The 17,579-nt window shown below is 63.4% G+C and carries 16 protein-coding genes; 6 read left to right on the forward strand and 10 right to left on the reverse strand.

Features of this window, described 5'->3' with window-relative positions:
* The 6 genes from BM136_RS00005 to BM136_RS00030 all read right to left on the reverse strand — a co-directional run.
* A partial coding sequence (locus BM136_RS00005; RefSeq protein ID WP_254775587.1) for a transposase occupies positions 1-192 on the reverse strand: 192 nt, incomplete at its 3' end.
* A 263-nt stretch (positions 193-455) separates the two neighbouring features.
* The gene (locus BM136_RS00010; RefSeq protein WP_092969091.1) at positions 456-1,367 is read right to left on the reverse strand and encodes an acyltransferase; all 912 of its coding nucleotides are present in this window, start codon (positions 1,365-1,367) and stop codon (positions 456-458) included.
* Positions 1,368-1,549: 182 nt separating this feature from the next.
* A complete protein-coding gene (locus BM136_RS00015) occupies positions 1,550-2,680 on the reverse strand; it encodes a porin (protein WP_092969094.1) in 1,131 nt (376 codons plus the stop codon).
* 261 nt (positions 2,681-2,941) lie between these two features.
* Complete coding sequence (locus BM136_RS00020; RefSeq protein WP_092970652.1) at positions 2,942-3,871, reverse strand: MBL fold metallo-hydrolase; 930 nt, start codon at positions 3,869-3,871, stop codon at positions 2,942-2,944.
* Between the two features lie 40 nt (positions 3,872-3,911).
* Positions 3,912-4,862 carry a quinoprotein relay system zinc metallohydrolase 1 gene (locus BM136_RS00025; protein ID WP_092969097.1) on the reverse strand — a complete coding sequence of 317 codons (951 nt, stop codon included), beginning with the start codon at positions 4,860-4,862 and terminating at the stop codon, positions 3,912-3,914.
* Positions 4,859-5,641, reverse strand: coding sequence for a quinoprotein dehydrogenase-associated SoxYZ-like carrier (locus tag BM136_RS00030; protein ID WP_092969100.1), 783 nt, complete (start codon positions 5,639-5,641; stop codon positions 4,859-4,861). The genes BM136_RS00025 and BM136_RS00030 overlap by 4 nt, the downstream gene beginning before the upstream one ends.
* Positions 5,642-5,927: 286 nt before the next feature.
* Between BM136_RS00030 and BM136_RS00035 the strand changes: the two genes are divergently transcribed.
* The 6 genes from BM136_RS00035 (at position 5,928) to BM136_RS00060 (ending at position 14,355) form a co-directional block, all read left to right on the forward strand.
* Positions 5,928-7,448 (forward strand): acetaldehyde dehydrogenase ExaC, encoded by a 1,521-nt coding sequence (locus BM136_RS00035; RefSeq protein ID WP_024972380.1) that lies wholly within the window; start codon positions 5,928-5,930, stop codon positions 7,446-7,448.
* 257 nt (positions 7,449-7,705) lie between these two features.
* Positions 7,706-10,327: a TonB-dependent receptor gene (locus BM136_RS00040; RefSeq protein WP_092969102.1), complete on the forward strand. Its 2,622-nt coding sequence runs from the start codon at positions 7,706-7,708 to the stop codon at positions 10,325-10,327.
* 21 nt (positions 10,328-10,348) lie between these two features.
* A complete protein-coding gene (locus BM136_RS00045) occupies positions 10,349-11,422 on the forward strand; it encodes a beta-propeller fold lactonase family protein (protein ID WP_092969105.1) in 1,074 nt (357 codons plus the stop codon).
* Entirely contained in the window at positions 11,409-11,984 is a 576-nt protein-coding gene (locus tag BM136_RS00050; RefSeq protein WP_092969108.1) for a cytochrome b, read from the forward strand. Before BM136_RS00045 ends, BM136_RS00050 begins: the two co-directional genes overlap by 14 nt.
* A gap of 212 nt (positions 11,985-12,196) precedes the next feature.
* Positions 12,197-13,951: a PQQ-dependent methanol/ethanol family dehydrogenase gene (locus BM136_RS00055; protein WP_092969111.1), complete on the forward strand. Its 1,755-nt coding sequence runs from the start codon at positions 12,197-12,199 to the stop codon at positions 13,949-13,951.
* Positions 13,952-14,022: 71 nt separating this feature from the next.
* Complete coding sequence (locus tag BM136_RS00060; protein WP_092970654.1) at positions 14,023-14,355, forward strand: c-type cytochrome; 333 nt, start codon at positions 14,023-14,025, stop codon at positions 14,353-14,355.
* Between the two features lie 70 nt (positions 14,356-14,425).
* On the opposite strand, the gene pqqE is transcribed toward BM136_RS00060, so the two are convergent.
* Genes pqqE through pqqB form a run of 4 tightly spaced genes read right to left on the reverse strand, consistent with a single transcriptional unit; the run spans position 14,426 to position 17,477 of the window.
* Entirely contained in the window at positions 14,426-15,628 is a 1,203-nt protein-coding gene (gene pqqE, locus BM136_RS00065; protein WP_092969114.1) for a pyrroloquinoline quinone biosynthesis protein PqqE, read from the reverse strand.
* Complete coding sequence (pqqD, locus tag BM136_RS00070) at positions 15,600-15,872, reverse strand: pyrroloquinoline quinone biosynthesis peptide chaperone PqqD (RefSeq protein ID WP_092969117.1); 273 nt, start codon at positions 15,870-15,872, stop codon at positions 15,600-15,602. The genes pqqE and pqqD overlap by 29 nt, the downstream gene beginning before the upstream one ends.
* Positions 15,853-16,563 (reverse strand): pyrroloquinoline-quinone synthase PqqC, encoded by a 711-nt coding sequence (pqqC, locus tag BM136_RS00075; RefSeq protein ID WP_092969120.1) that lies wholly within the window; start codon positions 16,561-16,563, stop codon positions 15,853-15,855. The genes pqqD and pqqC overlap by 20 nt, the downstream gene beginning before the upstream one ends.
* The gene (gene pqqB, locus BM136_RS00080; RefSeq protein ID WP_092969123.1) at positions 16,560-17,477 is read right to left on the reverse strand and encodes a pyrroloquinoline quinone biosynthesis protein PqqB; all 918 of its coding nucleotides are present in this window, start codon (positions 17,475-17,477) and stop codon (positions 16,560-16,562) included. The genes pqqC and pqqB overlap by 4 nt, the downstream gene beginning before the upstream one ends.
* Positions 17,478-17,579 lie beyond the last annotated feature (102 nt).

Raw genomic sequence — 17,579 nt, forward strand, 5'->3', positions numbered from 1 at the left:
GCGCACCTCCTCGGATTGCGATACCTGCCCTTGCGGCTCTGCCACGGGCTGGCGTCGCTGTTTGATCCACTGGTACAGGCTGTGCTGGCTCACGCCTAACCGCTGCGCGACCTCGGCCACGCTGTGGCCTCTATCCACGACCTGATTGACCGCCTCGACCCTGAATTCTTCGGTGTATCTCTGTGCACTCATCGCACCTCCTGTCTAACCTCTAGTTTGAGGCTCACAGGTGTCTACTGGGGCCGGGGCGATTCACGTCACGGGGTCCCGGATTTCATGGGGCACCTGTAACGCTAGCCCCCAAAAATCCCATTTAAAATTAATGACTTAATTCGCTGGTCGGGAGTATCCCACCCTCTCCGCCAGCAGTAGCAAAAGCCCCTTGGTTTTACGACCAAGGGGCTTTTTGTTTGGCGTCTCGATTTGGTCTGGCGAAAAAACGTGGGCACCGGTGGTCACGCTGCGCGGCTGCCCGCCCGCGCCAGCATGTTCTCAATCTGCTGATCTTTCTCCTCCCACAGTTGGGCAAGCCAGCGGTGGAAGTCGCTGCGGAAGGCGGCGTCGGTGCTGTAGTCGTGCGTGCAGAAATCCGGCGGAATCGGCAGTTCGCGAATATGCACCATCACCCGGCCGGCTTGGCCGCTGGCCAACTGCCAGAAGCTTGGTGTGCCGTCTGGGTAGGCAATGCTGATATCGAGCAGCGATTGGAACCGCCCACCCATGGCATTGAGCGTCAAGGCCAGCGCGCCGGCCTTTGGCTTGAGCAGATGGCGATAGGGCGACGACTGCTTCCGGTGTTTTGCGGGGGTGTACCGCGTGCCTTCGGCAAAGTTCATGACGCTGGTCGGCACGTGGGCGAACTTGGCGCACGCGCGACGCGTGGTTTCGCGGTCTTGATTGCGCAGCTCGGGGTGCTTGCGCAACGCTGCCTTGGAGTGCCGCCGCATGAACGGAAAATCCAGCGCCCACCAGGCCAGGCCGATGACCGGCACGTAGATCAACTGTTGCTTGAGGAAGAACTTGAGCAGAGGGATGCGCCGGTTCAACACCCGCTGCAACACAAAAATGTCCACCCAAGACCGATGGTTGCAATTGACGAGGTACCAGCCCGCGTAACGCAGGCTGTCGGCGCCTTCTATGCTCCAGGGCTGGCGTTGCAGCAGGCCGATCCAGGCGTTGTTGCAACCGATCCAGCACGTGGCGACCCAATTGAGCATGGGGTCGATCCGGCGGCGGACTGCCGCTGCCGGCACCAGCAGCTTGAACGCCGAGAGCGTGAACAGCGGCACGCTCCAGAACAGTGTGTTCAGGGCCAGCAGGATTGAGCTAAGCGTGCCCAGTACAAAGGCAGGCAGGACGCGAATCAAGGCTCCTCCAATGAGCGCCCGCGGGTGGCCCGGCAGGCAGAAATCGTGATGTTGACGATACGCGAGCGTAGCGCGGATCGGCCGTCCAGACCATGCGTTGCGTCAGGATTCATGCTTCGCATCTGAGAAGCGAAAAAAAAACCCTTGGTGTTGGCCAAGGGTTCTTTCTGCACAGGTCCGGCTCAGAACGAATGCTTCAGCCCCACACCTGCCAGCACCGTTTTCGCGCCTGGCGCGGTGCCGCCCGCAACGATGGAAGTCTTGAGACTTTCCAGCGGATCGGCCGTGCCCACCGCGCCCGCATTGACGTACACGAGCTGCGCATACAGCGTGGTGCGTTTGGAGAATGCGTAGTCGTTGCTCAGCACGATCGACTTGGTGGAGCTGTCGTGCGCGCTGCTTTCGTACTTGCTGTAATAGCCGGCCAGCGTGGCGGTATTGGCGGGGCTCCACTTGTAGTCGAGCCCGGCGCCGATCGATTTGACGTCCGACACGCGTTGGCCACTCGGCGCGTTGTTGGTCACGCCAATGTAGTTGACCCGGCCCGTGAAGGCGCCGAACGGTACGGCCACACCTGCGCTCCACAAGCGGCTGAGGGTCTCGCCCGTGCCGCTGTCGGCCGTTGACTGATAGCCGAGGCCAACTGTGACCGGCCCCGTGTACGTCGCACCCAGCGAGAGTTCATTGCCGCGCTTGAAGCTGCCGGCGGTCTCGCCAAATGAGTACGCCACGCCCAGCCACACGGGCCCGAAATTGTTGGAGTATTGCAGCGCATTGCCAATGAACACGCCCACGTCGTTGCCGGGGTTGGTACCGGCGCCCATCGAGTTGCCCGGTGCGGGCAGTTGGTTGTAGGCCCAGCCGTAGAGATTCGAGAACTGCTCCTTGAAGCCGCGCGCTTCCGTGCCGATCGTGCCGATGAGGGCTGGGCTGTACTGACGCCCCAGCGTGACGGCGCCCCAGTTGCCGCTCAGGCCGACGTTGGCTTGCCGCCGGAACAGCTCTGAGCTGAAGCCCGGGCCGGTGGTGAGCGTGCCGGTGTCGCTGCTGAAATGTCCTTCAAGGTTGAAGTTGGCCCTCAGCCCGCTGCCCAGGTCTTCCGACCCCTTGAGGCCCCAGATGCTGGGGCTGATGCCGCCCGAATGCATTTCGGTGATGCTGCCGCCGGCCGCACTGCGGTTTTGATACTGAAGTCCGGCATCGACGATGCCGTAGATCGTGACCGACGATTGTGCGATGGCGCCACTCGCTGCGCAGCCGAGGGCGGCTGCAATGGCGGTCAGGACGCAGGGTCGAAGGCGTGTGTTCTGCATGTTGTCTCCGTATTGTCGTTGTGTGATGCGTCCATTGAATTGGCTCGGACGCATGCGGTGTTGGCGCTAAACACGCAGGGCGCGCGCTCAACGTCGGCGGGACTTTGCAATATGCGTACCACGGCGTTCGCAGGGCATTGCAAGGAGTTGCATGCCGTTGATTAACGTTTGCGACACGTGCGCGGATGCGGGCGATGTGGCGTGACGGGACAGTCGGCGCAACACCTGTCCGCGGTCTGTTCAGCGATGGAGCAGCCGCGATCAGGCGCTCGGCGCGCTTTGCATCCAGCGATCTTCGAGCTCGCGCCACGCACGTCCGACGTTCAGCGCATGGCGGGGGTGGAAGTTGCGCCAGTCGCGATAGGCGTCGCCCGGGACGTACGCGAGAGCGCGCGCTGCGTCGCCATCGGCTTCAATGGCGCGCGTGATGGTGCTTGCGAGCATGTCGAGATACGACAGCGTTGGACGCAGCATCTGTGCGGGCGTGCCGATGGCGGTGCCGACGACGATGCTGGCGGGCAGTTGCATGAGCGCATGCAGCGCGCGCTGCCAGCCGATCAGCGAGCCCTCCTGCAGGTCCGGAATGCGCTGCCGATATGCCAGGCCACCTGCGCACAACACCCCCCGCTGCGGCGCGTACAGCACCGTGTCCGATGCGCTGTGCGCCGCTGTGTGGACGTGGACCTGCCACGCTGTCTTGCCGGTGTGCAGCCAATCGCCATCGCGCAGTGCCGGTTCCGGATACACGATCTGCGTTGCGTGCATGACGTGCGTACCCAGCATGGCGGTCAGGCGTGCAAGACACGTTTCGCAACGCTGGCGCATCAGGTCGGCAGTGGCGGCGGACGCCAGGAAGGCCGGGCGCGGCTGCAGTTGTGCGAAGGCGGCGTTGGCCAGCACATGCTCGGGATGCGCGTGCGTGTTGACCACCCAGCGGATGGGTTCGGCCGTGATGTGCCGGATGGCCGCGATCAGTTGGTGTCCCCATCGCACGTGCGGGCCAGGGTCGACCACGAGTACGCCGTTGCCTGTGGTGTGTACCAGCGTGGGCACGACTTCTCCGGCATTCGCGCGTGAGGCTTCTGCGTTGGCAGCGCGGGCGGCGTACAGGCCATCCTGCAGACGCAACAGCGTGACGCGTGCGGGTACCGCAGACACTGCCGGAGCCGGAGCGATCAAGGTCGCGAGCATCATGTGCATCCAACGTCGCCGCACGGGGTCTGGCACCATGTCAGGGCGCCAGCGCGGCGCGCTCGTAGCCGGGGTAGAAGCGGGTCACGTTGCGCGTGTACTCCGCGGGCATGCCACCCCACTGCGCGTAGGGCGCGTCTACCGGCATCGCAATCACCTCGGCCAGGTCGCGTCCTTCGGTTGCCGCGCGGCGCATGCGGGCATCGAGCCACTGCAGGTACTGACGTGTCTGCGCAATGGCGTCGGCGTTGCCCAGCGCGGGCCCGTGGCTGGGGATCAACAAGCGCGCGCCGCTGTCGGCAACGATCTTCTGCAGCCGATCGAGACTCGTCAGCCAATGCGCAATGTTGGCGTGCGGCGTGGTGGGAATCCGGTCGCGAAAAGCAATGCCGCCAGCGAAGACTACGCCGCTGGTCCGGTCCACCAGGACGAGATCGTCGTCGGTATGTCCGTGGAGGCGGATGAGGTCGATGCGATGGCGCCCCATGGTGCGTGCTCCGGGGCTCAATGACGTGCCGGGCGGTGTCGATACCGTGTTCTGCATCCACGCGCCGCAGATGCGGTAGAGATTGTCGGCATAGGCCGCGCCTTCGCGTTGCGCACCGGCAATGGTGCCGGGCAGCGCCTGGGCACCGACATCCGCATAGGCCTGGTTGCCGAAGAAATAGTCGGGATGTAGGTTGAGGTTGAACACCCAGCGCACCGGCGCCGATGTGACCGTGCGGATGGCCTGGCGCTGCTGTTCACCGTACAGCAGTGACGGCCCTGTGTTGATGACGAGCACGCCGTCGCCGGTATCAATAAAGCCGGTGTTGATGATGTTGCAGCCATTGCGCGCCGAAAAATCTGCGTTGGCGCCTTCCAGCACCCAGACGCCGGGCGCAATTGCGTGCGGTACGAGGTGGTAATCGGGGCTTTCTGCGCGTGCGATGGCAGTCAACATTGCCAGGCATAGCAGAAGGAAGCCCAATCGTGGATGCCGTCGGCTCATCGTGTCACCTGTGCGCGGATGCGGTTGCCGTTGTTGTCGACGCCGGCCACGCTGATGCCGCGTTCAACAGGGCCATCCAGATCGAACGAGAAGATCGGGTTTTCGGCCACGGGTTCGTACAGCTTCAGTTCAAGCATGGGCTGACGCCGGGCATCGAGCAGATTGAGCTGCTCGATATGGAAGGACGGAATGCCCGCCACCAAGCCCGTGTCCATCGGATGCATCACGCGCAGGCGGATGCGGCTGCCCGCGCCGTTGAAGCCCGGAAAAACGCGCGACTCGACCTGGTTCAGCGTGGCGCTCCACGTGGCGTCCTGGCGTGTGGCGCCGGGCAGCGTGCAGCCGCCGCCGGTGGCATCCACCTGGAAGGTACCGACATGCCAGACACCGTCCTGCGTTCGCGCCGCCACGCGCACCGCAGAGGCCTCCTGTAGCTTGAACCGGAACGACAGCGCCGGGCGCACGTGCATGGGGGCGAACTCCAGCACCTTGCGGATCGGGTTGCGGTCGACCACGACGACAATACGCTCCACCTTGCCGAGCGCTGACGCGTCAAACGCAATCGGCACCTGCATCGGGGCTTCCGCAAATGCCGGCCCGGTGATCCTGATGCGGCTGTCGAACGTTGTTCGCGCCGCGCCAAACACCTCCTGCTGAATCGTCGGCCAGAGCGGCGAGCCCGCCGGGTCGATATTCGTGTCGGCGCAGGCCGGCCAGGACAGGCACGCGACGGCCAGTGCGGCAGCGGCAGCGGCAGCATGGAGTGAAGCCGTTCTCATCGTGTGCCTTGGTAGGTTCAGATGAAAGGCCCGTGTTGCGAAAGTCATGCCATGCGTGCTTGGTGTCCGCACGCGCGTCCATCGGGTCTTCAGGTGATGGGGCGTTGAGCTTTGCAACACCTGTTGTTCCATTCTGGAGCACTCTCGCAAGCCGATTGGCGTGAACAGTCGATGCGCAGTGGATGCAGCATCCGCCGCAGGGGATGGCCCGGGTTTTGCAGATGACGATCGGACACAGCGCAGACAACGACGCTGCGGTCATCACTCAAACATCAGGAGACAACCCATGCGTTACGCTCATCCCGGCACTCCCGGCGCCATCGTTTCGTTCAAGCCGCGCTATGGCAATTTCATCGGTGGCGAATTCGTGTCGCCGGTCAAGGGCCAGTACTTCACCAACACCACGCCGGTGACGGGCGAGGTGATCGGCGAGTTCCCGCGCTCGACCGCGGAAGACATCGACCGCGCGCTCGACGCCGCCCATGCTGCCGCTGACGCCTGGGGTCGTACCTCAGTGCAGGACCGCTCGCTGATCCTGCTGAAGATCGCCGACCGCATCGAGCAGAACCTCGAGCTGCTGGCCGTGACCGAAACGTGGGACAACGGCAAGCCCGTGCGTGAAACGCTGAACGCCGACATTCCGCTGGCTGTCGACCACTTCCGCTACTTCGCTGGCTGCATTCGCGCGCAAGAAGGTTCCGCTGCCGAGATCAACGAGCACACCGTGGCCTATCACATCCACGAGCCGCTGGGCGTGGTCGGCCAGATCATCCCGTGGAACTTCCCGCTGCTGATGGCTGCATGGAAACTGGCGCCTGCGCTGGCTGCCGGCAACTGCGTGGTGCTCAAGCCGGCCGAGCAGACGCCGCTGGGCATCTGCGTGCTGATGGAACTGATTGGCGATCTGCTGCCCGCGGGCGTGCTCAACGTCGTGCACGGCTACGGCAAGGAAGCCGGCGAGGCACTGGCCACCAGCAAGCGCATCGCCAAGATCGCCTTTACGGGCTCGACGCCGGTGGGTTCGCACATCATGAAGTGCGCGGCCGAAAACATCATCCCGTCGACGGTGGAGCTGGGCGGCAAGTCGCCCAACATCTACTTCGAAGACATCATGCAGGCCGAGCCGAGCTTCATCGAGAAGGCCGCTGAAGGCCTGGTGCTGGGCTTCTTCAACCAGGGCGAGGTGTGCACGTGCCCGTCGCGCGCGCTGGTGCAGGAATCCATCTACAGCCGCTTCATGGATGCGGTGATGACCAAGGTGGCTGCCATCAAGCGCGGTGACCCGCTCGACACCGACACGATGGTTGGCGCGCAGGCTTCGGAGCAGCAGTTCTACAAGATCCGCAGCTACCTGGAGATCGCGCAGGAGGAAGGTGCCGAATGCCTCGTCGGCGGCGATGTGGAAGTGCTGCCCGGCAATCTGTCGAAGGGCTACTACATCAAGCCGACGCTGCTCAAGGGCGACAACAGCATGCGCGTGTTCCAGGAAGAGATCTTCGGCCCGGTGATTGCCGTGACGACCTTCAAGGACGAAGCGCAGGCACTGCAGATCGCCAATGACACCGATTTCGGCCTGGGCGCCGGTCTGTGGACGCGCGACATCAACCGCGCGTACCGCGTGGGCCGCGCCATCAAGGCGGGACGCGTGTGGACGAACTGCTACCACCTGTATCCGGCGCACGCGGCGTTTGGTGGCTACAAGAAGTCGGGCGTGGGCCGCGAGACCCACAAGATGATGCTCGACCACTATCAGCAGACCAAGAACCTGCTGGTGAGCTACGACACCAAGCCGCTGGGCTTCTTCTGATGGTGTAGCAGGACGGCTGGCGCATGGTCATCGACACCCGTGCGCCAGCCGCTGACCTGCGAGGCAAAGACGTCGCCGGCGAAAAAAGAAGAGGAGACATGGCCGTGTGCCAACCATTTGCACTGCCGCAACGCGCGCAGGTGTCCCCCCATTGCCGCTGATTCCCGGTCGGGAATAGCCCTCGCCACGCTTCCACTTTGGGATGTGCCGTTGGCGCGCCCGGGCTCGGCGAACGAGAAACACCAGGGAGACACTCCGTGCATTCGAATACCAGCCGTTCGGGCAAGGACGCCAGCCGTCTGCGCAACGCCGCGCCACGTCTGGCAGGCGGGGTGGCGGCGCTCGCTGCCGCAGGCCTGTACTCGCCGGCGTTTGCCGAGGACCAGATCATTGCGGTGGCGTTGCCCACCGCCCAGGTTGTCGGCTCAACCCCGATCGACAGCATTGGCGTCCCGCTGTCGCAGTTCCCTGCCAATGCGCAGCGCATTAGCGCAAAGGATGCGCGCGAGCAACGCAGCTCGAATCTGGCGGACCTGCTGAACGACAACCTCGGCCAGGTCAGCATCAGCAATGGATCGGGCAATCCGTACCAGAACGACATCAACTACCGCGGGTTCCAGGTGTCTTCGCTGCTGGGCGTGCCCATTGGCGTATCGGTCTACTTTGATGGCGTGCGGATGAACGAGCCCTTCGGCTCCATCGTGAACTGGGACCTCATTCCCATGAATGCGATGTCCAGCGTCAACATCCTGCCGGGCTCCAATCCGATGTTCGGCCTCAACACCTTGGGTGGCGCGCTTGTCGTCAACACCAAGAACGGAAAGGACAACGCCGGCACGTCGATCGAGGCGCTCGGCGGGTCGTTTGGCCGCCGGGCGCTGAGCTTCGAGACGGGCGTCGTCGACAAGGCCCACGGCACCGATTACTTCGTCGCCGGCAACATCGACCGGCAAGACGGCTTTCGCGACCACTCGGGTTCGAACGTCAAACAGCTTTATGGGAAAGCGCGGTGGCACGGCAACGACGGCGCTACTCAACTGGAGCTGTCGGCTGCGCTGGCAGATACCTCGCTGAGCGGCACGCAGTCGTTGCCGATGGACATGATGGCGAACCGCAGCGCGGCCTATACGTGGCCCGACACCATCTCAAACCGGATGGCGATGCTGAACCTGAAGGGCAGCCATTGGTTGAACGACACCAATCAACTGGCCGGCAGCTTTTACTACCGCAAGGCGAACCTGCACAACGTCAACAGCAACGCGCAGCTGGACGACGGCTGCTTCAATGACGACGGTTCGTTGGCGACGACCACCGCAGGTGGCATCACCGGCTACAAATGCGCGAACAAGGCGCCGAACGGCACGGCAGTAAATGCCGTGACCGGCGCCAATGCGCTCGCGCTGGGCTACGGCCGCTGGACGAACGCCATCAACACGAGCGTCGTCGATTCCGCTACGCATGAAGACACGGTGGGCTCGTCCCTGCAGTGGTCGAATTTCAGCCAGCTGGCGGGGCACAACAATACGTTCACGGTTGGCGGTGCGTTCGACCACTCGCGCATCACGTATGACCAGACGACTTATCTGGCACGGTTGATCAACTATCAGACGGTGGTGATCCCGAATCAAACGTACGGATTCACCGCCAACGGATCGGCGCCGTCGGCGTCGAACCCGGCTTTGTTCACAGGCAGCAACGTGATCGGTGCGGTCAACCTGTCGTCCAACGTCAACAACTTCAGCGCGTACTTCACCGATACGTTCAGCGTGACGGACAAGCTGAGCGTGACCGCATCCGGCAGCTTCAACTACACGACGCTCAACCAAGGCGGCGCCAACAATAGGTATCTGAACGAAGACGGCGGTTACGCCTGGACGGACGATGTATCGGGCGTGTCGTACTACAACCCCGGCTACGCGAACGCCTACAGGTATTCGAACGCCGGATCGGGCGCCGCATCCGCCCCGAACGGGATCCCGGCAGGCGCAGTGGCCGGGCCGGAAACCAACAGTCTGGCCGGCTCGCATCACTATCACCGGTTCAATCCGGCATTGGGATTCAACTACGACCTCGGGGCCGGGCAGGGCATCTTCGGCAGCTATAGCGAATCGATGCGCGCGCCGACATCGATCGAGCTGTCTTGCGCCGATCCAAACAGCCCGTGCTCGCTGCCGACCGGGTTCAACGGCGATCCAGACCTGAAAGCCGTGGTGGCCAAAACCGTCGAGTTCGGCGGTCGCGGAAAGCTGGGCAAGTCCACCTACTGGAGTGCGTCTGTCTATGACTCGCGCCTCAGCAATGACATCCAGTTCATCGCCACGTCAAACACGTACGGCTACTTCGCCAACGTCGGCAAGACGGAGCGGCGTGGCTTTGAGCTGGGCGCAAGCACGAAGATCGACAAGTGGTCGTTGTCGGCCAACTTTGGTTATGTCGATGCGATCTACAAGTCGGCATTCACCACGGCCAGCGGGCAGAACGTGGTCAGCGGCAACAAGATCCCCGGCATACCCGCGAAGACGCTCAAGCTTGGCGCGTCGTACACCTTCAGCCCGAACCTGTCGATGGGCGGGAACGTGATCCTGGTCAGCAAGCAGATCGCGCACGGTAACGAAAGCAATGCCGACCCGAACGGCCAGGTGGCCGGCTACGGCCTCGTCAATCTGAACCTGCACTACAAGCCGACAAGCAACCTCGAAATCTCGGCGTACATCAGCAACCTGTTCAACAAGCGCTATTCCACGTACGGCCTGTCGGGCATGCGGAGCATCTACACGCTGGCGACGCAGCAGTTCATGACGCCAGCGCCGCCACGCGCAATCTGGATTGGCCTGACGTATTCGTTTGGAGGCAAAGCCTCCAGTGCCGACAAGGACTGAGCCCCCGTAGAAGAGACGATCATGAATGCATTGACCTACTACATCCGGATTGCCACGTTGATCAGCGTGGGTTTGGTATCCACCCTCCAGGCGGTAGCAGAGGTGCCGGACCCCGTCGCCTATGTCACGAATCAAGGCGGCGGCGTGACCGTGCTGAATGCACGCACGCTCAAACGGGTTGACGAGATTGCCGTGGGCAAGGACCCGCGCGGCCTTGCAGTCACCCCCGATGGCCGCTGGCTGCTGACGGCCAACCAGGGCAGCGCCGATGTGTCGGTGGTTGATACGGCCACACGCAAGGAGATCAAACGCATCGCAGTCGGCAGGAATGTGGAATTCATGCGCATCTCGCCCGACGGCCGCCGGGCATTCGTCACCTACGAGCCGTCGTCTGAAGGTGGGCCGCCGGCCAAGAACGACGGTGCCCGGAAAGGCGAGGAGGCCGAGAAGGACGAAGCCCCCGCCGAAGTCGCAATCATCGATCTCAGCCAGTGGGCCGTGGTTGGCCGCATCAAGGCCGCTCGCGAGACCGAAGCCATCGAGTTTTCACCGAGCGGCAAGCTGCTGCTGGTCGCAAACGAAGGGGACAACACGGTCGGTGTCTACGAGTTGTCCACACTCAAGCAGATCCGTCGTGTGGATGTTGCGCCGTTCGGCAATCGGCCGCGCGGCATCAAGATCGCGCCGGATGGCAAGACCTATGTGGTGACGCTCGAAAACTCGAACAACCTGTTGTTGCTCGACCCCGCTTTCAAGCCGATCAAGACTGTGCCCACAGGGCAGGGACCGTACGGCATCGCGTTTGACCGCGACGGCCGATACCTCTGGGTGGCCGCCAGCCGCGCAGATCAGCTGCAGGTGTTCGATGCCCGCACCTTCGCGCCGGTGGCCGCCATTCCGGTCGGCAAGCGTTGCTGGCATTTCAGCTTCATGCCCGGAGGGCAGAAGCTGCTGCTCGCCTGTGGCCGGTCGAACAGTGTGCAGGTGATCGATGCGCAGAAGCGCGAGGTCGTCGATACGCTCCCGGGCTACAAGCTGCCCTGGGGTGTGGTGACCTATCCAACCTCGGTGGGCAGTCTTGATGCGCCGCGCTGATCGCTCCTCCGTCGCACCCGCGCCGGCCTACGCGGGCCTGCCGATCGCTTTGCATTGGGTCAGCGCCTTGCTGCTATGCGGGCTGTTTGGGCTGGGCTACTACATGACGGGTCTGGCCAAGGGCGTGCCCGGCAAGGCTGCCTGGGTGAATCTGCATAAATCGCTCGGCCTGACGGCGGCGCTGGTGATTGCGTGGCGCGTGGCCGTGCGCATACGCCGTGCTGCGCCCCCGTCAATTCCGGGGCTGCATTGCTGGGAGGCGGAGCTTGCGCGCATCACCCACCGCCTGCTCTACATGTGCATGGTCGTCATGCCGCTGTCGGGCTACCTCGGGTCTTCTTTCAATCAATACGGAACGCGCTTCTGGGGCGTGCCATTGCCCCGCTGGGGTTGGGTCGACAGCGCACTGCAGCACATGTTCTACACGGTTCACAGCACGACGGCCGACCTGCTGCTCTGCCTGGTTGCCTTCCACGTTGCCGGGGTGATCAAGCACCAATGGCTCGACGCACAGCGGTGCGTGCAGCGCATGTTGCCGGGCGGGCGCTCGCGGGCGCTGTAAGCCGCGGTCGTCGCGTGCTGCGTTCATTGCCCTGCTCCATTTCGCAACAGAACACACGATGTGTTGCGGTATGGCACGCAACACCGCACTGCAAGCTGGTTGAAACCGCGATTTCCCGGTGTTTTTTGATGGCACGGGATTTGCCCTGAGTCCGACCGGTGTGACATCACACTGCCGGACCTGGACCATAAATAGAGGTAGAGGAGACAAGAATGAGGACACTACGAGTGATTGCACTTGCAGCTGCCATGGCGGCTGCAAGCGTTGCCGTGCACGCGGCAACGCCCCCCGTTACCGATGCCATGATCGAGAACGACGCGAAATCGTCGAACGACGTGCTGACCTGGGGCATGGGTACGCAAGGGCAGCGCTTCTCGACACTCACCAAGATCAACACAAAAAATGTCGGCCAGCTCGTGCCGGCATGGTCGTTCTCGTTTGGTGGTGAGAAGCAGCGCGGGCAGGAAGCCCAGCCGCTGATCTACAACGGCAAGATGTTCGTCACGGCGTCGTACTCGCGCATCTACGCGATCGACCTGAAGACCGGCAAGAAGCTGTGGAAGTACGAGCAGCGTTTGCCGGAAGGCATCATGCCTTGCTGCGACGTCGTCAACCGTGGTGCCGCGCTGTACGACAATCTCGTCATCTTCTCTACGCTGGATGCGCAACTGATCGCGCTCAATCAGGACACCGGCAAGATCGTCTGGAAAGAGAAGATCGAAGACTACGCCGCCGGCTACTCGACGACCGCCGCACCGCTGATCGTGAAGGGCATGGTGCTGACGGGCGTGTCGGGTGGCGAGTTTGGCGTGGTAGGTCGCGTGGAAGCGCGCGACGCCAAGACCGGCCAGTTGATCTGGTCGCGTCCGACCGTCGAAGGCCACATGGGCTACAAGTACGACAAGGACGGCAACAAGACCGAGAATGGCATGACAGGCACGCTCAACGCGAGCTGGCCTGGCGAGACGTGGAAGACCGGTGGCGCATCGACGTGGCTGGGCGGCACGTATGACGCGCAGACCAACCTCGTCTACTTCGGCACCGGCAACCCGGGGCCGTGGAACAGCCACCTGCGCAAGGGCGACAACCTGTATTCATCGTCGACGCTGGCCATCAACCCGGACACCGGCAAGATCGTCTGGCACTACCAGAACACCCCCAACGACGGCTGGGATTTCGACGGCGTGAACGAGTTCGTGACGTTCGATATGGACGGCAAGCGCGTCGGCGGCAAGGCCGATCGCAACGGCTTCTTCTATGTGAACGACGCCAAGACCGGCAAGCTGCTCAACGCGTTCCCGTTCGTGAAGGTCAACTGGGCCACCAGCATCGACCTCAAGACCGGCCGCCCGAACTACGCACCGGACCACCGCCCAGGCGATCCGTCGCAGGCCACGGGTGAAGAGAAGAAGGGCAAGGCCGTGTTTGCCGAGCCCGGCTTCCTGGGCGGCAAGAACCAGATGCCGATGGCATACAGCCCGCAAACCGGCCTGTTCTACGTGCCCGCCAACGAGTGGGGCATGGACATCTGGAACGAGCCCGTCAGCTACAAGAAGGGCGCGGCCTACCTGGGTGCCGGCTTCACCATCAAGCCACTCAATGAGGATTACATCGGCGCACTGCGCGCGATCAACCCGAAGACCGGCAAGATCGAATGGCAGATCAAGAACAACGCGCCGCTGTGGGGTGGTGTGATGACGACTGCCGGCGGCCTGGTGTTCTGGGGCACGCCCGAGGGCTACCTGAAGGCGGCTGATGCCAAGACCGGCAAGGAGCTTTGGGAATTCCAGACCGGCAGCGGCATCGTTGCGCCCCCCGTCACCTGGGAAGACAACGGCGAGCAATTCGTGGCCGTGGTGTCGGGCTGGGGTGGTGCAGTGCCGCTGTGGGGCGGTGAAGTGGCCAAGCGCGTGAACTTCCTGGAGCAGGGCGGTTCGGTTTGGGTGTTCAAGCTGCACAAGAACTGACGTGCTGAGTTGAGCGCTGTGCGCCCTGTGTGGCGCGCAGCCTCTCGCACAGCTTCATGGAGTTTCAGATCGTGATCATGCGTAATGGAGTGTTTTCGTTGCTGGCGGTAGCGTGCGCAGCAATTGGCGCGGCACCCGCCCACGCCGCCCCTGACATGCAGGCCCTGGCCGACAGGAGCGGCTGTTTCTCGTGCCACAGCATGCATGCCAAGATCGTTGGCCCAGCCTTTGCCGACGTGGCCGCGAAGTACAAGGGCGATGCTGATGCGCCGACCAGACTGGCGCAGAAGGTACGAGACGGCGGCAAGGGCACGTGGGGCCGCATTCCAATGCCTCCGCATCCCAACCTCAAGGAAGACGAGGCGAAGCAATTGGTGGCCTGGGTGCTAAGTTCGGGCTCGTAAGTCTCTACGTTGCTTGCAAGGGAGGAGGGCCGGCATTGTCCGGCCCTTTCTTTTCTTCTATGACCGCGCTTTACGGCTGTGTGAGCCGGCGTGAATTGGCATCGGTCCGGAACATGATCGGCACTTCACCGGTACGGGTGTCCCGCATCTGCCCGAAGCCGTTCATCGCAGCCATCCGGCCTTGCAGCACCACCTTCTGCAGCGCGCCGTGATCTGCAGACTTTCCGCACACCGGGTCGGTGCGCGTCGCATCGCCCGTCAGCAGATACGCCTGACAGCGGCAGCCGCCCGCATCGTCCTCGCGCGATTCGCATGACTGGCACGGCTCCGGCATCCAGTGCGTGCCGCGAAAGCGCTGAAAGGCGTCGCTGCTTCGCCAGATGTCGCGCAGCGGCTGGCTGAGCACATTGGGCAGCTCCAGCCCCGGCAACATGCGCGCGGAATGGCAGGGCAGCGCAACGCCATCCGGCGCAATGCCCAGGAATGTTGTGCCCCAGCCGTTCATGCACTTCTTCGGGCGCTGCTCGAAGTAATCCGGCACGACGTAAAGCAATTGGCATTGGTTGCCAATGCGGGTCCGGTAGTCGTTTACGACGGCCTCGGCGTCGCGCAGTTGCTCCAGGGTGGGCATCAGCGCGAGGCGGTTCTCCCATGCCCAGCCGTAGTACTGCGTGTTGGCAAGTTCCAGGTACTCGGCGCCGATCTCCAGCGCCATGTCGATGATGGCGCCCACGTGCGGCAGGTTATGCCGGTGCATCACGCAGTTCATCACCATCGGATAACCATGAGCCTTGATGAGATCGGCCACGCGGCGCTTCAGATCGAAGGTGCGCGTGCTCGACAGAAAGTCGTTCATCTCGCGCGTGGAGTCCTGGAACGACAACTGAATATGGTCGAGCCCCGCAGCGCGCAATGCACCAAGACGCGCGTCGGTCAAGCCCACCCCGGACGTCACAAGATTCACGTAGAACCCGAGCCCATGCGCATGCGCCACCAGCGTTTCGAGATCCTTGCGCAATAGCGGCTCGCCGCCCGACAGGCCAAGCTGCACCGCGCCCAGCGCGCGCGCCTGAGTGAATACGTCGCACCACTGCTCCGTGGTGAGTTCCTGATCGTGCCGTGTGTAGTCGACCGGGTTGGAGCAGAAGGCGCAATGCAGCGGGCAACGGTAGGTCAGCTCGGCCAGCAGCCAGAGCGGCGGACCAGGCATCGGCGCAGCTGCCGGCGCCAGCAGCGATTCGGCTTCAAACGAGCCAGCCGCGTTCAAATGCATGTTTGACAAAGGCGTGGACCTCCGGAGCGATGCCCTGCACGCCAAAGGCGGATTGCAGGTCATCGATCAGCATGTCGAGGGTATGGGCGCCGTCGCAGCGCTGCAGGATTGCGGCCGCGCTGTCATTGAGCGTGACCATGCCCTCGGGGTACAGCAGCACCCAGCTCTGCTGCATGTCTTCCCATTGCAGCCGGAAGGTCCGGTGCAGCATGGGGTGGGCTGGATCAGGCAAGGGAGGGCTCATGTGCGTGGGCCTGTTGGATGGCATCGAGCATCGACCAGAGGATGTCGAGCTTGAACTGCAGGATGTCCAACGCACGCTGTTGCTGCTCGGGCGTGCGGAAGTAGTCGAGGGTCACGCGCAGGCCGTGCTCGACGTCGCGCGAGGCCAGCGGAATGCGCGAGCGGAAGTACGCCAGCCCTTCTGGCTGCACCCACGGATAGTGATCGGGCCAGCCGGCCAGCCGCTCCTTGTGGATGTCCGGCGCGAACATCTCCGTGAGCGAGGAGCACACCGCCTCCTGCCACGGCGCACGGCGCGCAAAGTTCACATACGCATCCACCGCAAAGCGCACGCCCGGCAGCAGATACCGGTGAGACCACAGTGTGTCGCGCGTCAGCCCCACGGCTTCGCCCAGCCGCACCCAGCTTTCGATGCCGCCAGGGCGTGTCTCGTCACCGTCGTGATCATGAATGCGGACGATCCACTCGCGTCGCGTTGCGCGGTCAGGGCAGTTGGACAGGATGGCCGCATCCTTGAGCGGGATGTTGACCTGGTAGTAGAAACGGTTCGCAACCCACGTGCGGATTTCCTCCGGCGTGCATTCGCCGGCGCGCATGCGCAGGTTGAACGGATGATGGATGTGATAGCCCGCCTGCTTCGCGCGCAACCGCGCTTCGAAGTCTTCGGCCGTCCACGCAACAGGATGTGTCATAGCGAGATTTCCATGCCGTCGTAAGCCACCTCGATGCCGTGCGCCTCCAACTCGCGGCGCTGCGGCGAATCTTCATCGAGGATCGGGTTGGTGTTGTTGATGTGGATGAGCACCTTGCGCGTTGCCGGCAACTGGTCGAGCACTTCAATCATGCCGCCCGGGCCCGATTGCGCGAGGTGGCCCATGTCGCCTGCCGTCTTGGTTGAAAAACCAAGGGCGAGCATCTCGTCGTCCTGCCAGCAGGTGCCGTCCACCAGCACCACGTCGGCCGCCCCCAGTTCGTCGAACACATGCGGTTCGACGCGGGCAAGGCCGGGCGCGTAGAACGCACGCCGGCCGCTCTTTCTGTCGACGATGCGCACGCCGATGTTGTCGCCCACGCGGCGGGCATTGCGGCTGGGCGAATAGGGCGGCGCCTTGCTCTCCAGCGGGATCGCCGTCAACGCTACGTCGTCAAGCGGAGGCACTGAGAACGCCGTGCCGTCCAACGCGAGCGCGCGCGTGTCGAGACCGCAGTAGTGCGACAACATGCGTGTGAGCGGGAAAGCGGTGGACAGATCGCTGATGACCGCCGCGCTGGCATAGACGGGCAGCGCTTGCCGATGCTCGCGCAGCATCAGCAGGCCGGTCACGTGGTCGATCTGCGCATCGATCAGCACGACGCCAACGATGCCAGTATCACGCGGCGTGCGCGCGGGTTGCAGCGCCGGTGAATTGCGCAGCTGCGCGAGGATGTCCGGCGAGGCGTTCACCACGATCCAGTTGTGTTGGCCATCGCCGAGTGCGATGGACGACTGCGTGCGGGGGGTGGCACGCACGGTGCCGCGCCGCACGCCATCGCAATTGCGACAGTTGCAGTTCCACTGTGGAAAACCGCCGCCGGCGGCCGAGCCGAGAACCCTGAGTATTGTCATGATGCAGATCCAACGTGTCGGGCGGATTGAGCAAGAAGTCGGCCAGGGGATGGCGAGAAAGCGTGCGAGCCGCGAGCCGAAAAAAAACCCGCCGTGAAGAAC

The organism is Ralstonia sp. NFACC01 (assembly GCF_900115545.1).
Classification (GTDB): Bacteria; Pseudomonadota; Gammaproteobacteria; order Burkholderiales; family Burkholderiaceae; genus Ralstonia; species Ralstonia mojiangensis.

What these genes read in the sequence shown, in the direction of transcription:
- BM136_RS00050 (WP_092969108.1), top strand. Translation starts at nt 11,409, where the DNA reads ATGCGCCGCGCTGATCGCTCCTCCGTCGCACCCGCGCCGGCCTACGCG.
- BM136_RS00020 (WP_092970652.1), bottom strand. Translation starts at nt 3,871, where the DNA reads ATGCTCGCGACCTTGATCGCTCCGGCTCCGGCAGTGTCTGCGGTACCC.
- BM136_RS00035 (WP_024972380.1), top strand. Translation starts at nt 5,928, where the DNA reads ATGCGTTACGCTCATCCCGGCACTCCCGGCGCCATCGTTTCGTTCAAG.
- BM136_RS00025 (WP_092969097.1), bottom strand. Translation starts at nt 4,862, where the DNA reads ATGAGCCGACGGCATCCACGATTGGGCTTCCTTCTGCTATGCCTGGCA.
- BM136_RS00030 (WP_092969100.1), bottom strand. Translation starts at nt 5,641, where the DNA reads ATGAGAACGGCTTCACTCCATGCTGCCGCTGCCGCTGCCGCACTGGCC.
- pqqE (WP_092969114.1), bottom strand. Translation starts at nt 15,628, where the DNA reads ATGCATTTGAACGCGGCTGGCTCGTTTGAAGCCGAATCGCTGCTGGCG.
- pqqC (WP_092969120.1), bottom strand. Translation starts at nt 16,563, where the DNA reads ATGACACATCCTGTTGCGTGGACGGCCGAAGACTTCGAAGCGCGGTTG.
- pqqD (WP_092969117.1), bottom strand. Translation starts at nt 15,872, where the DNA reads ATGAGCCCTCCCTTGCCTGATCCAGCCCACCCCATGCTGCACCGGACC.
- BM136_RS00055 (WP_092969111.1), top strand. Translation starts at nt 12,197, where the DNA reads ATGAGGACACTACGAGTGATTGCACTTGCAGCTGCCATGGCGGCTGCA.
- BM136_RS00015 (WP_092969094.1), bottom strand. Translation starts at nt 2,680, where the DNA reads ATGCAGAACACACGCCTTCGACCCTGCGTCCTGACCGCCATTGCAGCC.
- BM136_RS00045 (WP_092969105.1), top strand. Translation starts at nt 10,349, where the DNA reads ATGAATGCATTGACCTACTACATCCGGATTGCCACGTTGATCAGCGTG.
- pqqB (WP_092969123.1), bottom strand. Translation starts at nt 17,477, where the DNA reads ATGACAATACTCAGGGTTCTCGGCTCGGCCGCCGGCGGCGGTTTTCCA.